This is a genomic window from Enterococcus mundtii, assembly GCF_002813755.1.
Lineage (GTDB): Bacteria > Bacillota > Bacilli > Lactobacillales > Enterococcaceae > Enterococcus_B > Enterococcus_B mundtii.
Window position 1 is genome coordinate 936,525 of the sequence record NZ_CP018061.1, and the last position, 15,769, is coordinate 952,293.

The following is a 15,769-nucleotide window of genomic DNA, read 5'->3' on the forward strand; positions in this document are numbered from 1 at the left end:
AAAAAGATCTTTTATTAGGAATGTAATAAATAACAATGTAAAAATGATAGGATGAGTTGCGTAATAAATTGATCTAAGAGATAGTAGTGAAATTGAATCCTTAAATATAAAGATGAATCAACCGCATTGATTTTGGATTTTCCAAAAATGAGCAACTATTAAATAACGATTTATTTTGATGGAGAAGTAGCTGATAAATTGTTTAGAGGATGTTTCTCAGTTTTTCGTTTTTTGATTGTCTTTGACGTATCTATTAAATAGAGAAGCGAAACTTTATTTTTGAAAGGAAAAGAGGGAGAGATGAGAAAACGAACAAACAACTTTTAATGGGTATAGTAGTGCTGATCAGTTTGGTAATGATTGGAATCGGCGGGAAAGTATACATGGATAACAGGGAAGAAAGAAAAGCGCAAGAATTGTTAGCAGTCGAGAAGCAATCGGTCCAAGTATTAAAAAATACATTTGCGGATATTGCAGAAGTTAAATTTGAACGTTCTGCTAAAAATGAAATGACAGGTTCATACACCCTATTTGTAACAATCAAAAATAAAAAAGGGGAACGTGACTCATTTTCTTTTTCTTTTTGGAAAGAGAGAAATGAAATTGGTTCATATATTATCAATAATGTAAATGTTCAAAAAGAAGGGATCACAAAAGAACCGATCCATATCGTATTCTCAAATAATATGGAGGGTAAACTATGACATTTAGTGATAAAGAATATCAAGAATTTAGTGATAAAGTATATCGGTTAGATCAAAATGATGATAAGAAATATGATTCAGATATGACAGAGGGAACTATTTTTAAAATAGATAAAAAATATAAAATTTTAAAGATTCAAGAGAACTTTGGTTCAGATGGCATGCAAGCTATGGCAGTCGCTCCGTTGGATGAAAAAGGGAACGTTGATACTTCCCGAGTAGTGATTTGTTATGCACGAACAAATATATAAGATATTAAGGATATAGAAAATGAATAAACGAATGAAAAGACAAATGTTAATAGGCATCACAGTAATAATTAGTTTGGTAATGATTGGAATCGGCGGGAAAGTATACATCGATAAGAGAGAAGAAAGAAAAGCACAAGAATTATTAATGGCAGAAAAAGAATCGGTCCAAGCTTTGAAAAATACATTTGCGGATATTGTAGAAGTGAAAATTGAGGATACAGCTTATAACAATATGACAGGTTCATATAGAATGTTTCTTACTATGAAGAATATTAAAGACCAATCAGTTTATTTTTCGTATGGATTTGGAAAACATAGTCAAGAAATTGGTGATTATGGAATTATAGATAGCCATATACAAATTGAAGGGGTAACTAATACCAAAGTAAAAGTAACTTATTCCAACGGGGAGGAGGAAGATGTTTGAATCTAGTGAAATAGGCAGATTGGTGTATTAACGATATCGATAAGAAGCGAGAGGGATTATGAAAAAACGAATGAATAAAAAACTGTTAATAGGTATAATAGTCATGCTCAGTTTGGTAATAATCGTAATTGGAGGGAAATTATACATGGATAAGAGAGAAGAAAGAAAAGCGCAAGAATTGTTAGCAGTAGAGAAACAATCAGTGCAAGTTTTGAAAAATACATTTGCGTATATTGCAGAAGTGGAAATTGAACATTTTGATAGAAATGATATGACTGGATTTTATGGAGCAATGGTCACAATGACAAATACTAAAGGAGAGTCAGTCTATTTTGATTATGGCTTTATATCACAAACAAATAAATTAGGCGCTTATGGAATAGAAGATATAGATATACAAAAAGAAGGAATAACCACAAGAAAAATAAAAGTAACTTATAGTAATGGTCAGGAGGATGAAATATGACATTTACAGATGAGCAGTATCAGTGGCTTAGCGATAGAGTATATTGGTTAGACCCTAAGCACTTAAAACATAATACAAGTTTTAGAGAAGGTTCTATAAAATTTATTTGCGGGAAAAAATTCAAAATACTAAAACTCAAAGAAAACTCTAAAACAGATGGCACCTAAGCTATGGCAGTCGCTCCGTTGGATGAAAAAGGGAACGTTGATACTTCCCAAGTAGTGATTTCTTATGCAGGAACAAATATATAGGATATTAAGGATATAGAAAATGAAAAAACGAATGAATAAACAACTGTTAATAGGTATCACAGTAATAATCAGTTTGGTAATAATCGTAATTGGAGGGAAAGCATATATAGATAAGAGAGAAGAAAGAAAAGCCCAAGAATTATTAATCGCAGAAAAAGAATCGGTCCAAGCTTTGAAGAATATATTTGCGGATATTTTAGAAGTGAAGATGGAAGATGCAGGATATGACAAAGTTTCCATGACGGGGGCTCATGGCATGCGCGTTACTCTAACAAATACTAAAGGCCAGTCTGTTTGTTTTTCCTATAGTTTTGGAAACCATAGTCGTGAAATTGGTAGCTATGGAGTTATAGATAGAACAGTACAAGTAAAAGGAATTACGAAAAATAAAGTAAAAGTGATTCATTCCAATGGTAAGGTGGATTATGTATGATAATTACAGATAAAAACTATAATCAAATAAGTGAGCAGGTATACTGGCTAGATCCTAAACATCCTAGATATAATATTGATTTAAAGGAATGGATTATTCAAAATTTCGGTGGGGTTGAATTCAAAATGCTAAAACTCAAAGAAAACTCGAAAACAGATGACATGCAAGCTATGGTAGTCGCTCCGTTGGATGAAAAAGGGAACGTTGATACTTCCCGAGTAGTGATTTGTTATGCAGGAACAAATATATAAGATATTAAGGATATAGAAAATGAATAAACGAATGAAAAGACAAATGTTAATAGGCATCACAGTAATAATTAGTTTGGTAATAATCATAATTGGAGGGAAAGCATATATAGATAAGAGAGAAGAAAGAAAAGCACAAGAATTATTAATAGCAGAAAAAGAATCTGTCCAAGCTTTAAAAAATATATTTGCGAATATTTTAGAGGTGAAAATTGAGCATTCAGGGTACTTCAGCATGACAGGTTCTTATGACATGTTTGTTACTATGACAAATACCAAACAACAATCAGTGTATTTTTCATACGGTTTTGGAAAACATAGCCGTGAAATTCTTGATTACGGAATAGAGGATAGAAGTATACAAACGAAAGGAATTACGAAAAACAAAATAAAAGTGATTTATTCAAATGGTGAGGAGGATTATGTATGACAATTACGGATGAAAATTATAATAGTATAAGTAATAAGGTTTATCGAATAGATCTTAACCACCCTGAATATAATTCTGATTTAAAAGAAGGATCATTTCGCAATTTCGGTGGGGCTGAATTCAAAATACTAAAACTCCGTGAAAACTCTAAAACAGATGGCATGCAAGCTATGGCAGTTGCTCCGTTGGATGAAAAAGGGAACGTTGATACTTCCCAAGTAGTGATTTCTTATGCAGGAACAAATAAATCAGATATTAAGAATATAGAAACAGATTTACGAACGATTGGTGGTTTTTTCGATAAAACAGTCGTTCTTGTGTATTGACAATAGTTAAAAAGAGAGATGGACGATGAAAAAACGAATGAATAAACAAATGTTAATAGGTATCACAGTAATATTCAGCTTGGTAATAATCGTAATTGGAGGGAAAGTATATATGGATAAGAGAGAAGAAAGAAAAGCCCAAGAATTGTTAGCAGTGGAGAAGCAAGCGGCGCAAGTTTTAAAAAATACATTTGCAGATATTACAGAGATAAAGTTTGAACGTTCTGGTAAGAATGACATGACAGGAACATATGGGATGTTTGTGACAATGAAAAATAAAGAAAAAAAGCAAGTGTCATTTTCTTTTACTTTCTCAAAAAAACATAATGAAATTTACTCATATATTATTAATGATAGAAATATTCAAAAAAAAGGAATTACGAAAAATCCAATTTATGTGATATTTTCAAATAATATGGAGGATAAAATATGAAATTTACTGACGAGCAGTACAATAAATTTAGCGAAAAAGTTTATTGGTTGGATCCAAACAATAAACAGTATAATCCCGATATGAGAGAAAACGCTATGATTACTGACGGAAAGAATGAATTCAAAATACTAAAACTCCGTGAAAACTCGAAAACAGATGGCATGCAAGCTATGGCAGTCGCTCCGCTGGATGAAAAAGGGAATGTTGATACTTCCCAAGTAGTGATTTCTTATGCAGGAACAAATACATCAGATTTTAAGGATATAGAAACAGATATACGAACGATCGGTGGTTTTTTTGATAAAACAGTTAGTCCGGGTTTTTCTATGACACCTAGTCAAGCACGTGTTTCAGGGCAATTGACGTCAGCAACTGAGTTTGCGAAAGAGGTAAAGAATGAGTATAAAGATGCCGAAATTTCTACAACTGGACATTCATTAGGACAGTATCTAGCCTTGTATATCGCAGCTGAAAACCAATGGAAAAATGTTGGGTTCAATGGGCCAGATCCTTACGAACTATTATCTCCAGAAGCAAAAAAATGGATAAAGGAAAATCCGGGGATGTTGACGAATTATCGTAATCGTGGGGATGAATTGCTTGGCAATCTCATGGGAGATGGAACAGGCGCAGAAATAAAAATAAGCATGGAAATGGGGTTAATGAATCCGTTTGATTATCATGGTTTAGATATTTGGAGGTTTGATAAATACGGAAATCTGATCATTCCAGAGAACGACTATAATACGAAAGCAAGTATACAACAGGAAAAACATAAAGCAATGAGTGATTTCTCAAGTGATTTGGGTACGTTGAAAAAATGGCGTGAGAAGTTTACTGCGAGTGGAGGACATTTGTCAGCGAATGAGCGAATTTATTTGAATCATAGTCAAACAAAGGTAGTTGTAGAAACAATGGGACGAAAGACTAAAAGTGCAATGGAAGAAGTCATTCGAATCAATCAGAGTAGTATTGAACGAATCGAAATGAATTGGGCAGAAGAAGTACGAAGAGCGGAACATGCTGCCCCTTCTTTGACTGCTTGGGAAGTAAAAGAAACATTGGCATCTGTTGGCGTGACATGGGAAACACACGTAATGACGCCAAAGGAAAAATGTCAACAACGAATCCAAAAAGCCAGACGAAAAGGCGAACGCTATGACGAATTGGCGAAAGAAATCAAAAATAAAATCGATGATTTAGTCGCACGAGATCAAGAATTAGCCAATCAACTAAAGGGATGAGGGAAGAAAATGACGATTGAAGAGTTGCAAGCAGACTATCAGAGAAAACGAATCAAACTAGAAGAAGAGGAAGACTTGTTGCGTTATTTCAACCGAAAAGGAGAAGAATTAGTTGAACAATCTGAACAACTGTTAAGGCGAAGTCTAAATGGGTTAGCCCTTGATAACGAACCATTGATGAGAGCAAGGAAACAATATCAAATTGCAGAAGAGAAATATAAGACAGCATTAAATTCAGAACGACGTCAGTTACATCAACGATTCGATGATTTAGAACGAGAGTATCAAGCGGCTTATCGAAAGTTAAGTCAGTGATAAAAGAGCAATCATTACATAAAAACATACCAACATGTCGTTGAATCGGAACAATCGCACGTATCTTCTGATTGAGGGGAAATCATACCTTTTTACGAGTACAATAAACAGCTAAAAGTTAATTCTGCTTTACTCAATGAAAGTGGAGTTTTGAAATTCGAATTTTCTATATTTGGCAATTTTCTCATATAGATTAGTCTATAAAAATGTATCAATCAGAAGAGGAATTTAAGAATGATTGAGGAGCGCTTTCGTTGGTTATAGCGAAAAATCTCTCAAAAATAAGAGGTAGATAAGGAGGAAACTAGTTTGTCAAAATATATAATCTCTATAAATTAGATGCTAGGTAACTTTATCTTGAGGAACTAATTATAGAGTTTTGGCAACGGGAAGTTATGGATGAATTAGAAGATTTGTTAAATGAATTAAGAAAAACTTTAGAGCGATGGAATGTTCAAACTGTGGGAATTGCTATGCAGGGAAAATTAGCGGCAGAAAAGAAAACGACGGATAAAACCCATAAGGATGCGGTAAAGGAAGCGGAAAATTCATTTTCTAGTAGTCGTGATCAGTTAGAAAATTCTTTAAAAGGAGGATTTGCCAAAAAGGTAATAGAAGTATTCGATGAACAAGAAAAAGAATTGAAAGTGTTTGAATAAGTCAGTGTTATCATGAGAATAATAAGTGTTAGTTTGGCGGGCTGTTCACTCTGTGTTTATTTTTATAATTGGTTTATCCGAACTGCAAGCTACCTTGTCCAACAAGTGAAGTTAAAATGTAAAAAAGAACTTGAGAAAAACGATTTGTTTTCCCAAGTTCTTTTTCGATGTTGGATGATGGATTTCGTTTCAAAAAACACGCTATGCATTAGTCTAAAGTATCAAGCCATTGCTTGGCATGGGTCAACTCATCCATTGTCAATTGATGTCCTTGATTGGTGACTTGTGTTGTTACTTTGGCGCCTCGTAAATCAAATGCGCGAACTAATTGGCTAAATGAAGTATTAGAAACGATTGGATCTCCTTCGCCAAAAGATAACCAGACAGAAGTGTCAGGAAGTTCTGATTTTTCTTGGTACTCATTTAAGGACATCGGGTGAAAAAATAGTCCTTTTTTTAGTTCTGTCTGTTGATCCAACATGATATGAGCGGCAATATTTGCCCCATTTGAAAATCCGACAACGATCCAATCAGTTAATGGGATATCCTGTGAGCGACTGATATCCTTGATTTCATTATACAGATTTGTGGATTCTTCAGCTAAACTTTCATAATCGAATTGGTTCAAGCCATTTCTTTTGAAAAAACGATTCAAGCCTTGTTCATTGATATTCCCTCTAAAGGATAAAAGCGTACTTTCAGGTGCAAGAAACTCTGCAATTTCCAAAAGTGAGTGCTCATCGCCACCAGTTCCATGAAGTAAAATCAATTTTTTTTGTGTTGCTTTTCCTTGTCTATAAAGATACTTCAAATGACTCACTCCTGTCGTCGTTAATCTACCCGTTTTTGGTTCGCATCGCGAGTGTCAAATGGTCGAACATACGCTTCGATTTCTTTTCTTTTTCCTTCCAATAATGGAGGCAAAGCCAGGATCTCTCCAGCTGTTTCAGCGGGTTCATCTCCAAAGAATCCAGGACCATCAGTGGCTAATTCAAATAAGACATGAGTAGAAGCTAAGAAGTACTCAGATTCAAAGTAAAAGCGATCAACAAATCCAGAGCTAGGCAGGGACGTTTGGTTGATTTTGTTGATCCAAAACTGTAGTGCTTCATGATCAGCTACACGTAAAGCAAGATGATGAACATTCCCGTAACCTTCGATGGCTTTGGGTAGATCGGCACGATGTTCCACGATGATACTAGCGCCGTTTCCACCAGCACCGACTTCAAATAAATAAAAATCATCCACTTGTTCGATTTCTTTGAAACCGAGTAAGGCCAGCAATACTGTTCGGATCGGCTCAAGATCACTCACACGTACGATGACCGGACCAAGTCCAGTGATTGCCATGTCTGTAGGGATACTACTGTTTTTCCATGGAATACCCGCAGGAACGCCGCTATTTTTTTCATCCGAAATCAATTGATACGCTTGTTCATCGAAATCTTCAAATTCAAGATATTTCTTACCAAAACGTTCTTTGATCTCAGAATGAGTGATTTGGTATTTTTCAAAGCGAGCCAACCAATAGTCTAATGCTGTATCGGAAGGAACACGAAAAGAGGTGCGAGCGATCGTATCCGTTCCTTTCGTTCCTTTTGGCTGATTAGGAAAATCAAAAAAAGTCATATCTGTACCGGCAGAGCCATGTTCGTCGGTGAAATATAAGTGGTAAGTTTCAATATCATCTTGATTCACTGTCTTTTTGATCAAACGCATGCCTAAAATGTCTGTAAAGAAGCGATAGATTTTTGCTGCGCTAGATGTCATTGCTGTCACATGGTGGACGCCTCTGATTGTTGTATCCATAATTTATCCTCTTTTCTTTTAACTTACAAAAAGTAAGTAAATGTTGTTAAAGTTAGTATAGGGCGTCACCAAAAATTTTGCAATAAATATGTCTTGCTAGTTGAAAGAGAGGTTGCTTCTGGAATATTGTTCGCTCGATTTAATGAGAGGAAGAGGTGTAGTCAGCTAAGACGATATAAAAAAGCAACGCTCACGATAGTAAGATCGTAGACGTTGCTTAGATGGAATGACGATAGGAAAAGTCAGAATGCTTATTGATTTCCACGGACATCCAACAGTGAATAGTTACGGACATCAAAGCGATTGCGGCTTGAGGAATACTCGATGGGTTGACCATCTTTTAGATAGACTACTTGCTGGACTTCAAGAACTGGATCGGTCTCTGCACAATTCAAATATTGTTGATCAAATGCAGAGCTTTTATCTGCTGAGATCGCGCGATAGGCTCCGGCAAAATGGACATTGAGTTCTTTGTGCAAATAATCATAGATCGATGATAGGAGATGCTCTTTCTTTAAACCTGGAACAAGTTGAACTGGCATAAAAGTATGTTCTAGAATATACGGTTCATCATCTAAGATACGTAGGCGATGAATATTATACACAGGCTGTTCCGCATCGATCATCAAGCGTTCTTGAATAAAAGCATTAGGAAACTCAACATCGAATTGAATGATCTGACTTGTCAGCGAGCGTTGTCGGCGTTTCATTTGTAAACTTAATCCTTCGTATTCATTAGCTGGAGAAGTATCTTTGTTTAAATAAGGATGGCTTAAAATCTTAGTTCCAGACCCTCTTTGAGAATAAACGAGTCCTTCCATGGCTAAGATGTTGATGGCTTTTTTGATCGTCATTCGACTAGCGTTGAATTCTTCGACTAGATCCACCTGATTTGGTAAAAAACTATTTGGTGGATATTTTTTTGAACGAATTCGATCTCTTAGGACATTTGCGATTTCTTCATATTTTGGCACGTTTTTCACCTCACTTTGAGTATAACGAAAGATCATAGCGCCGACAACCAATAAAAGCATGAGAAGCGCGGATAGCTTTATCAGAGAATTTACTTTTTAATTTTGGTACGGGAAATAGCTGACTGATGTTTTATAGAGGACAGTTGCTCATTGCGATCAATAAAATACCAATTTATGTATGTTTCAAAACTTAAAGAAGCACCCATGAAAATGCAACGAGCAAATTTTCGTGGATGCTTCTTTGATTATTGTTCGTGAATATGTTTATTTCAACTTCAAATACTACATTCCTTTAGTATAGGATCAAACAACATCCATATCAGGTTGTTTATCCAAGATCATCAAGAACGGATACCAGATAACTGCAACGATCACAAAATCGATCACTTGGAGTAAGCCACCTAACCATGAGTTTGTGGCTAAGACACCACTCGCGATGATTGGCACTGTCCATGGAACGGAGACACCAGTTGGCGCTGGTACGATACCTGCTGCCATTACAAGGTAGTTGAACGTTGTTACGACTAATGGTGCGACAACCCAAGGAATCAAAATGGTTGCGTTCAATACGATCGGTAAACCAAAAATTGCTGGCTCATTCACGTTGAAGATTCCTGGTGCAAGAGCTAAACGACCGACATCACGATATTGTTTTTTCTTCAAAACAAAGGCCATCAATAGTACAACTGCTAAAGTCATACCTGATCCACCGATTCCGACAGTGAATGTTTCCATAAATGGTTTTGTGATGATGTGTGGCAATTCTTGACCATTTTGGTAAGCTTCTAAGTTATCAAGCATTAAGGTGTTCCAAATCGGGTCCATCACAGAATTGACAATGATTTGACCATGAAGACCAAAGAACCATAAGAATTGTACAAAGAACAAGGCAATTAAAGTTGCAGGTAAACTACTTCCTAAACCAGTCAATGGTTTTTGGATAACTTCGTAAACCACATCATGCAAGTTTGCGTGGAAGACACCAGTCATTACAGCATTGATGATCAAGAAAACGGTCAAAGTAACAACTGCTGGGATCAACGCCGCAAATGATTTTGTCACAGCGGGTGGCACGCTTGCAGGCATTTTGATCTGCCAACCACGTTTAGTGATTCGGCAGTAGATTTCACCTGCGATGAAAGCTGCGATCATCCCGATGAACATTCCTTTTGCACCTAAGCGATCAAGAGTCAACACACCTGATACTTCTTCGCCACCGACAGTTGTCATGACGAAAGGTGTTAAGATCAAGAAGCTGGCAAATGAGACAGCACCTCCAAAAATACCTTCTACATCATATGATTTAGATAAATAATAGCCAATACCAAATGTAACAAAGACAGACATGATACTCATTGTTGCATTTTGTCCATTTCCAAATAAGCTAGACAACGTTCCTTTAGTCGCATCACTAAAGAAAGGTAAGTTATTGAAAACGACAACAATCGATCCGAACATTGTTAAAGGAAACGACAACATAAATGCATCCCGTAACACTGTCAAGTAACGATTTTGCCCTAGTAGGTTCGCTAAAGGCATGATTTTCTGAGCAAGTTTATCCATAAAACCGTTCATTTTATTCACCTCTATTATAATTTGCAATCGATTACAAAATGAGTATAACTTCAATTTAGATAAATGTCTAGTCATTTATTTAAAAAGTATTGATTTATTTTTAAGGTTTGGTATGATTACGTTATCAAAAGAAAAATAAGCGAGGGACTAAACATGACAAATTATGTATTTCCAGAAAATTTTTGGTGGGGTTCAGCTGCTAGTGGACCACAAACAGAAGGACGTGTAGCAGGAGATGGAAAAGGAGAAAATATTTGGGATCATTGGTACGACTTGGAGCCTGAGAAGTTTTTCAATCAAGTAGGACCAAGCAAGACTTCTCAAGTCTACACGAAGTATAAAGAGGATGTCGCATTGATGAAAGCTACTGGACATAATACGTTCCGAACATCGATCCAGTGGAGTCGTTTGCTTCCTAATGGTACAGGGAAAGTAAATGAGCAAGCAGTCACTTTCTATCGTACGTATTTTGAAGAACTGATTGAAAATGGTATTGAACCCTTCGTCAATCTCTTCCATTTTGATATGCCGATGCCTTTACAAGAAAAAGGTGGCTGGTTAGCGAGAGAGACTGTTGATGCTTATGCTGAGTATGCCAAAACATGTTTTGAGTTATTCGGCGATCTTGTGAAGAAATGGTTTACGCACAATGAGCCAATCGTCCCTGTAGAAGGTGGCTATCTTTATCAGTTCCACTATCCAAATCATGTGAACTTCAAAGAAGCAGTTCAAGTGGGTTTCCACGAAAACTTAGCAAGTGCGAAGGCGATTCAGATCTACCATGAAACAGGACAAGATGGGGAGATCGGTATTATCCTGAATTTGACTCCAAGTTACCCACGTGACGAAAATAATGCGGAGGATGTGAAAGCTGCGGCGATTGCGGACGCCTTTTTCAATCGCTCATTCCTTGATCCAGCAGTAAAAGGTGAATTTCCACAAGAGTTGATCGATATCGTCAAAGAATTGGATATCATGCCTGTAATGGAAGAAGGCGATTTGACGATCATCCAAGAAAATAAAGTGGATCTATTAGGAATCAATTACTATCAACCCCGACGGATCAAAGCGAAAGAAACACCGATCGACAAAGATCGTGCGCCGTTACCAGATGATTATTTCGATAACTACGATATGCCGAATAAAAAAATGAATCCTTATCGTGGTTGGGAAATTTATGAGAAAGGTATCTATGATATCTTGACGAATACGAGAGAAAATTATGGCAATATCAAATGCTTTATCTCTGAAAATGGCATGGGTGTCGAAGGGGAAGAGCGCTACGTGAATGAACAAGGCATGATCGAAGATGATTATCGTATCGAGTTTGTGACAGATCATTTGAAATATGTGCATCAAGCCATTCAAGAAGGAACAAATTGTTTAGGGTATCATATGTGGACATGTATGGATAACTGGTCATGGACAAATGCGTATAAAAACCGTTATGGCTTTATCGCAGTCGATCTAGACCAAGATGGGAAACGGACGATCAAAAAATCAGGTCACTGGTTTAAAGAAGTAGCAACAAATAATGGTTTTGATGCTTAACTAACAGCTTAAAAAACGAGTGTTTTATAACTAAATGAATGGGATAAATTATTTTGAAATAAGGCGGTGAATCTAAAAATTAGATTTTCTGCCTTGTTTTTTCTGTTGGAACCATGGGCTTTTGAATCATATCCATAAGAATTGTTCTTCGTTTCTAATCGTGCTACACTAAAAGAAAAGAAGGAGGCGGTTTCAATGGTAGATACGTATAAAAATATTTTAGTAGCAATCGACGGTTCAGAAAAATCAGAAAAAGCATTTATTGAAGCAATCGCAACAGCAAAAAGAAATCAAGCAAAGTTACACATCTTGTATGTAAATGAGGTGTCAGGAAATTATTTTGGTGACTTTGCTTTTGTCACAACAAGTTTACAAGAAGAGTTAGATGAAGTGGCAGACAAACAAATGAAGGAACATCAAAATCTAGCGATCGAAAAAGGTTTGACGGATATTAAAACATATGTGTTATACGGTTATCCCAAAACATTGATCGCAAACTTCAACGAGTCAGAAGAGCCAATTGACTTGATCGTTATGGGGTCAACTGGGTTAAACGCCGTTGAACGTGCATTGGTTGGTTCAACGACTTCTTATGTGGTAAATCACGCGAAATGCAATGTGTTAGTAGTAAAATAGAAGATGGTGTTCGAACTATTTATTTTTAACATGTGATTTATCCGTTTTTAAGGATGCTGCATGATTCATTGCGCATCCTTTTTTGTTTTTCAGCAGAAAATGCGGTAGGATAAACAAGACAAACGTATTTCAAATAGGAGATGGATGAAATGGAACAACAATATGTCCAAGTAATGACGATCGCTGGATCAGATAGCGATGGAAGTGCAGGGATGCAAGCAGACTTGCATACGTTTTTTACAAGAAAGGTCTATGGGGTATCTGTTTTGACTGCTTGTGTCGCTGGAAATTCTTATGGAATCGGTGCAAGTGTTCCTTTACCTACGGATTTTATCGATAAAGAATTTGAACTGCTTGCAGATGATTACCAAGTCAAAGCAGCAAAGACTGGGATGCTAGCAGATGCGACATTGATCAATACCGTGGTCAAAAATATTCAAAGGTATGATTTCGGTCCCTTGGTCGTTGATCCAGTGATCATGACGAAACATGGCAATCAATTATTGGAAGAAGAAGCATTGACTACATTAAAAACAGCATTACTGCCATTGGCAGAAGTAGTGACCCCTAATTTTTATGAAGCCGAAAAACTAACTGGTCTCAAATTGAGAGCAGAAGAAGACTATGAAAAAGCGGCTAAGATCCTCCAAGAGCTGGGACCCAAAAATGTTTTGATCAAAGGACATCATACTAGTGATTCCAATCAACAAACAGTGAGGGATTATGTTCGTTTAGCTTCAGGAAAAACATTTTGGTTAGAAGCACCATTTTATGCAACAGATCGCATCAATGGAACAGGTGATTCTTTATCTGCGTGTATTGCTGCTGAATTAGCAAAAGGAGAAACGGTGGAAGCAGCCATCCGTATTGCGAAACAATATGTCAATCAAGCAATCAAAGAAGAACTTTTTATTGGACATAAATATGGCCCAATCAATCATTGGGCGGCAAGTACGATCGACTAACTGATAGCAAAAATGATTTTAAACAGCACTCCCCTGATAGCTACTAGTGCATCCTAATGGATTCTGGTAGTTCTCAGGGGAGTTTGTTGATTAAGTAGATAACTTTAGAAAAATAAGTAGCTGTTTTTTGAAAAATAGTTAAACACTGTCTGGACTCTAACTAACTCACCTCTAACAAAATAGCCTCATAAAATAACCCGTTTTTCATCTTTATTACATCCTTTGTTAATTTTTTTGTGTTATTATATGCTACGTGGTTAGTAAGTCTTGGTTTTTAGAGAGCGCAAACAAAAAATAATTTTTAGTAGGAGAAGGTTTATGAGAGCAATTCTATATCGTGTACTAAGAAGACGTCAATTTATTTATATGTTAGCTTTTATGGTAGTTCTAGGTTTATCTTGCTTGTTTACATATGGTATCATTGGGCAATACCCATGGAAGGGAGGGTATGACGAACCGACCAGTCTTTATTCATTACATATGCTTGTTATTCCGGCAGTAACTTTAATAACGTTTAAGTTTTCTTTTTCATTGCTTGCAACGATTCCGATCGGGGATATTTTAGCGGAAGATCGCCAGAGTGGTTATATGAAATCGATGGTGTCTCACATCACGTTAAAAAAGTATTTGATCAATCATTTTTTGTTGGCTTTTCTCATTGGTGGGTGCTTAGTGGTTATTCCTGTCCTTGTTAATTTTATTAGCCTCCTGTTTTTTATTCCTGTGACGCCTTTGCATCGATTTTATAGTATGTTTTTGGTCCCTTCTGATGAATTCATGCCCCATTTGTATTATGACCATCCAGGCATCTATTTGTTAGTGCGAAGTGCCTTTCTCTTTTTGTATGGTGGCTGTCTCTCTTTATTTGCTAGTATTTGCGCTTATTTAACACATAATCGTTACCTTGCTATCTTGATTCCAATGTTTTTTGTGTTAGTCAGCGATATGTTGATCAGTGTGTTGCGTGCTGCAAAATATAGTTTGAGTGATCAATTTATTGGTACAGAAAATCTTCAGTTGACAGGTGTTTTGTTTGTTGTAACTATACTGCTATTTGCAGTCATGACGGTGATCTATGGGGTGAAGAAGAATGAGATTTAAGCAAACCATTTGCTATTATTTGTCGCTTGCTTCACATAAGAAAATCTGGGGATGTTTTTTCATAGGGATGATCTTCAGTTTGGGTAATTTAGTTTATCAGTATAATCAGATGGGACAACAATACGACGAGTTAGATTTACTGCTTTATGGACCATACGGTATTTTAAATGGAGGAATAAATGGATTTATCAGTTCTATTTATTTGATGATATGGCTGTTTTTATCCATAGCTTAGATAAAAAAACAGAAGAAAATTTTTACTTATTACATGTTAAAACAAAGTTGAAACTATTGGTGAGTAAGGATCTAATCATGGTTTTGAGTCTGATCCTCTACATAATTTTCGTTTTCCTGGGATTTATTTTCGCCTACCTCATCATGTACGCTCTCGTTAAGGGAGAATTGGTGGAGGCAGAGCTAACTTTATTGAATGTTGGTAAGATCGCAGCCATCAAGTACTTACAATTTCTATTTATAGGACATCTTTTTCTCTTATTAAATAGAGTAATTAGAAATTATTTAGTCGTTGTATTAATGGTTATGACAGTATTTATTATAAACTTAGTTGACTCATTTCCAGCTTTTAATCTCGTGTTTATCGTTAATAGACAACAAATAATGGCTCAAGGTACATTTATCGCTTGGCTTGGTTTGTTGATTTCTCTGAACCTTTTGCTTTTTGCAGCAAAATATACAGTCACTCTACTAAGGAGGTCCAACCAATGGTGCTTACCTCGATCATGATAGTCACTAGACGGATGATCAGTTTTACCTTTACCTATGGGAAAAAATGGTGGATCTCTACTGGGGTGTTTTTGATAGGTTACCTTTTAGCGATTAAGTATATGTATCCTAGGATCATTTTTGATGGAGAAAGTATCCTTACTTTCTTGTTTCAAGGTCCTTATCCTATTCATAACTATACAGACTATTTACTTCCCTATCTTTGGCTTTTGTTTCATCTGTTCTCA

At 36.1% G+C, this 15,769-nt stretch carries 20 protein-coding genes and 2 pseudogenes; 18 read left to right on the forward strand and 4 right to left on the reverse strand.

The annotated features are described in order from the left end of the window. Positions 1-383: 383 nt before the first annotated feature. The 13 genes and pseudogenes from EM4838_RS04650 to EM4838_RS04705 all read left to right on the forward strand — a co-directional run bounded on the left by EM4838_RS04650 (position 384) and on the right by EM4838_RS04705 (position 6,187). The gene (locus EM4838_RS04650; RefSeq protein WP_307725283.1) at positions 384-704 is read left to right on the forward strand and encodes a hypothetical protein; all 321 of its coding nucleotides are present in this window, start codon (positions 384-386) and stop codon (positions 702-704) included. After that, entirely contained in the window at positions 701-955 is a 255-nt protein-coding gene (locus tag EM4838_RS04655) for a hypothetical protein (protein WP_100917241.1), read from the forward strand. Before EM4838_RS04650 ends, EM4838_RS04655 begins: the two co-directional genes overlap by 4 nt. Before the next feature lie 19 nt (positions 956-974). Next, complete coding sequence (locus tag EM4838_RS04660; RefSeq protein ID WP_100917242.1) at positions 975-1,382, forward strand: hypothetical protein; 408 nt, start codon at positions 975-977, stop codon at positions 1,380-1,382. Positions 1,383-1,452: 70 nt separating this feature from the next. Next, complete coding sequence (locus tag EM4838_RS04665) at positions 1,453-1,848, forward strand: hypothetical protein (protein WP_169925662.1); 396 nt, start codon at positions 1,453-1,455, stop codon at positions 1,846-1,848. Further along, positions 1,845-2,093, forward strand: a pseudogene (locus tag EM4838_RS16565) (lipase); the annotation flags it as partial. The gene EM4838_RS04665 and the pseudogene EM4838_RS16565, both read left to right, overlap by 4 nt. Positions 2,094-2,118: 25 nt before the next feature. Beyond that, positions 2,119-2,532 carry a hypothetical protein gene (locus tag EM4838_RS04670; protein ID WP_081367483.1) on the forward strand — a complete coding sequence of 138 codons (414 nt, stop codon included), beginning with the start codon at positions 2,119-2,121 and terminating at the stop codon, positions 2,530-2,532. Then, positions 2,529-2,777 (forward strand): annotated as a pseudogene (locus EM4838_RS04675) (lipase); the annotation flags it as partial. The gene EM4838_RS04670 and the pseudogene EM4838_RS04675, both read left to right, overlap by 4 nt. A 25-nt stretch (positions 2,778-2,802) precedes the next feature. Continuing rightward, entirely contained in the window at positions 2,803-3,210 is a 408-nt protein-coding gene (locus tag EM4838_RS04680; protein WP_071868091.1) for a hypothetical protein, read from the forward strand. After that, entirely contained in the window at positions 3,207-3,536 is a 330-nt protein-coding gene (locus tag EM4838_RS16680; protein ID WP_179948052.1) for a hypothetical protein, read from the forward strand. The genes EM4838_RS04680 and EM4838_RS16680 overlap by 4 nt, the downstream gene beginning before the upstream one ends. 25 nt (positions 3,537-3,561) lie before the next feature. After that, positions 3,562-3,969: a hypothetical protein gene (locus EM4838_RS04690; protein WP_071866316.1), complete on the forward strand. Its 408-nt coding sequence runs from the start codon at positions 3,562-3,564 to the stop codon at positions 3,967-3,969. Beyond that, positions 3,966-5,213, forward strand: coding sequence for an alpha/beta hydrolase family protein (locus EM4838_RS04695; RefSeq protein WP_071866317.1), 1,248 nt, complete (start codon positions 3,966-3,968; stop codon positions 5,211-5,213). The genes EM4838_RS04690 and EM4838_RS04695 overlap by 4 nt, the downstream gene beginning before the upstream one ends. A gap of 9 nt (positions 5,214-5,222) precedes the next feature. After that, positions 5,223-5,528 carry a hypothetical protein gene (locus tag EM4838_RS04700; protein WP_071866318.1) on the forward strand — a complete coding sequence of 102 codons (306 nt, stop codon included), beginning with the start codon at positions 5,223-5,225 and terminating at the stop codon, positions 5,526-5,528. A gap of 395 nt (positions 5,529-5,923) precedes the next feature. Further along, positions 5,924-6,187, forward strand: a complete 264-nt coding sequence (locus EM4838_RS04705) for a hypothetical protein (protein WP_071866319.1) — start codon at positions 5,924-5,926, stop codon at positions 6,185-6,187. Between the two features lie 208 nt (positions 6,188-6,395). On the opposite strand, the gene EM4838_RS04710 is transcribed toward EM4838_RS04705, so the two are convergent. The 4 genes from EM4838_RS04710 to celB all read right to left on the reverse strand — a co-directional run bounded on the left by EM4838_RS04710 (position 6,396) and on the right by celB (position 10,545). Next, positions 6,396-6,998 carry an alpha/beta hydrolase gene (locus EM4838_RS04710; protein WP_071866320.1) on the reverse strand — a complete coding sequence of 201 codons (603 nt, stop codon included), beginning with the start codon at positions 6,996-6,998 and terminating at the stop codon, positions 6,396-6,398. 20 nt (positions 6,999-7,018) lie between these two features. Continuing rightward, positions 7,019-7,996 (reverse strand): ring-cleaving dioxygenase, encoded by a 978-nt coding sequence (locus EM4838_RS04715; RefSeq protein WP_071866321.1) that lies wholly within the window; start codon positions 7,994-7,996, stop codon positions 7,019-7,021. 251 nt (positions 7,997-8,247) lie between these two features. Further along, complete coding sequence (locus EM4838_RS04720; protein WP_023519447.1) at positions 8,248-8,970, reverse strand: GntR family transcriptional regulator; 723 nt, start codon at positions 8,968-8,970, stop codon at positions 8,248-8,250. 303 nt (positions 8,971-9,273) lie between these two features. Then, positions 9,274-10,545: a PTS cellobiose transporter subunit IIC gene (gene celB, locus EM4838_RS04725; RefSeq protein ID WP_019723475.1), complete on the reverse strand. Its 1,272-nt coding sequence runs from the start codon at positions 10,543-10,545 to the stop codon at positions 9,274-9,276. Positions 10,546-10,698: 153 nt separating this feature from the next. Between celB and EM4838_RS04730 the strand changes: the two genes are divergently transcribed. From EM4838_RS04730 to EM4838_RS16570, 5 genes are all read left to right on the forward strand, one after another. Next, positions 10,699-12,096, forward strand: coding sequence for a glycoside hydrolase family 1 protein (locus EM4838_RS04730; protein ID WP_071866322.1), 1,398 nt, complete (start codon positions 10,699-10,701; stop codon positions 12,094-12,096). A gap of 195 nt (positions 12,097-12,291) precedes the next feature. After that, positions 12,292-12,732 (forward strand): universal stress protein, encoded by a 441-nt coding sequence (locus EM4838_RS04735; protein ID WP_071866323.1) that lies wholly within the window; start codon positions 12,292-12,294, stop codon positions 12,730-12,732. Positions 12,733-12,881: 149 nt separating this feature from the next. Further along, positions 12,882-13,697, forward strand: coding sequence for a bifunctional hydroxymethylpyrimidine kinase/phosphomethylpyrimidine kinase (thiD, locus tag EM4838_RS04740; RefSeq protein ID WP_071866324.1), 816 nt, complete (start codon positions 12,882-12,884; stop codon positions 13,695-13,697). Between the two features lie 318 nt (positions 13,698-14,015). After that, positions 14,016-14,798, forward strand: coding sequence for a hypothetical protein (locus EM4838_RS04745; RefSeq protein WP_071866325.1), 783 nt, complete (start codon positions 14,016-14,018; stop codon positions 14,796-14,798). Next, the gene (locus EM4838_RS16570; RefSeq protein ID WP_071866326.1) at positions 14,788-15,033 is read left to right on the forward strand and encodes a hypothetical protein; all 246 of its coding nucleotides are present in this window, start codon (positions 14,788-14,790) and stop codon (positions 15,031-15,033) included. The genes EM4838_RS04745 and EM4838_RS16570 overlap by 11 nt, the downstream gene beginning before the upstream one ends. Positions 15,034-15,769: the final 736 nt, after the last annotated feature.

Excerpts from the sequence above, each read along its gene's own strand:
- EM4838_RS04650 (WP_307725283.1), top strand. The coding sequence starts at position 384 with ATGGATAACAGGGAAGAAAGAAAAGCGCAAGAATTGTTAGCAGTCGAG.
- EM4838_RS04655 (WP_100917241.1), top strand. The coding sequence starts at position 701 with ATGACATTTAGTGATAAAGAATATCAAGAATTTAGTGATAAAGTATAT.
- EM4838_RS04660 (WP_100917242.1), top strand. The coding sequence starts at position 975 with ATGAATAAACGAATGAAAAGACAAATGTTAATAGGCATCACAGTAATA.
- EM4838_RS04665 (WP_169925662.1), top strand. The coding sequence starts at position 1,453 with ATGAATAAAAAACTGTTAATAGGTATAATAGTCATGCTCAGTTTGGTA.
- EM4838_RS04670 (WP_081367483.1), top strand. The coding sequence starts at position 2,119 with ATGAAAAAACGAATGAATAAACAACTGTTAATAGGTATCACAGTAATA.
- EM4838_RS04680 (WP_071868091.1), top strand. The coding sequence starts at position 2,803 with ATGAATAAACGAATGAAAAGACAAATGTTAATAGGCATCACAGTAATA.
- EM4838_RS16680 (WP_179948052.1), top strand. The coding sequence starts at position 3,207 with ATGACAATTACGGATGAAAATTATAATAGTATAAGTAATAAGGTTTAT.
- EM4838_RS04690 (WP_071866316.1), top strand. The coding sequence starts at position 3,562 with ATGAAAAAACGAATGAATAAACAAATGTTAATAGGTATCACAGTAATA.
- EM4838_RS04695 (WP_071866317.1), top strand. The coding sequence starts at position 3,966 with ATGAAATTTACTGACGAGCAGTACAATAAATTTAGCGAAAAAGTTTAT.
- EM4838_RS04700 (WP_071866318.1), top strand. The coding sequence starts at position 5,223 with ATGACGATTGAAGAGTTGCAAGCAGACTATCAGAGAAAACGAATCAAA.
- EM4838_RS04705 (WP_071866319.1), top strand. The coding sequence starts at position 5,924 with ATGGATGAATTAGAAGATTTGTTAAATGAATTAAGAAAAACTTTAGAG.
- EM4838_RS04715 (WP_071866321.1), bottom strand. The coding sequence starts at position 7,996 with ATGGATACAACAATCAGAGGCGTCCACCATGTGACAGCAATGACATCT.
- celB (WP_019723475.1), bottom strand. The coding sequence starts at position 10,545 with ATGAACGGTTTTATGGATAAACTTGCTCAGAAAATCATGCCTTTAGCG.
- EM4838_RS04730 (WP_071866322.1), top strand. The coding sequence starts at position 10,699 with ATGACAAATTATGTATTTCCAGAAAATTTTTGGTGGGGTTCAGCTGCT.
- EM4838_RS04735 (WP_071866323.1), top strand. The coding sequence starts at position 12,292 with ATGGTAGATACGTATAAAAATATTTTAGTAGCAATCGACGGTTCAGAA.
- thiD (WP_071866324.1), top strand. The coding sequence starts at position 12,882 with ATGGAACAACAATATGTCCAAGTAATGACGATCGCTGGATCAGATAGC.
- EM4838_RS04745 (WP_071866325.1), top strand. The coding sequence starts at position 14,016 with ATGAGAGCAATTCTATATCGTGTACTAAGAAGACGTCAATTTATTTAT.
- EM4838_RS16570 (WP_071866326.1), top strand. The coding sequence starts at position 14,788 with ATGAGATTTAAGCAAACCATTTGCTATTATTTGTCGCTTGCTTCACAT.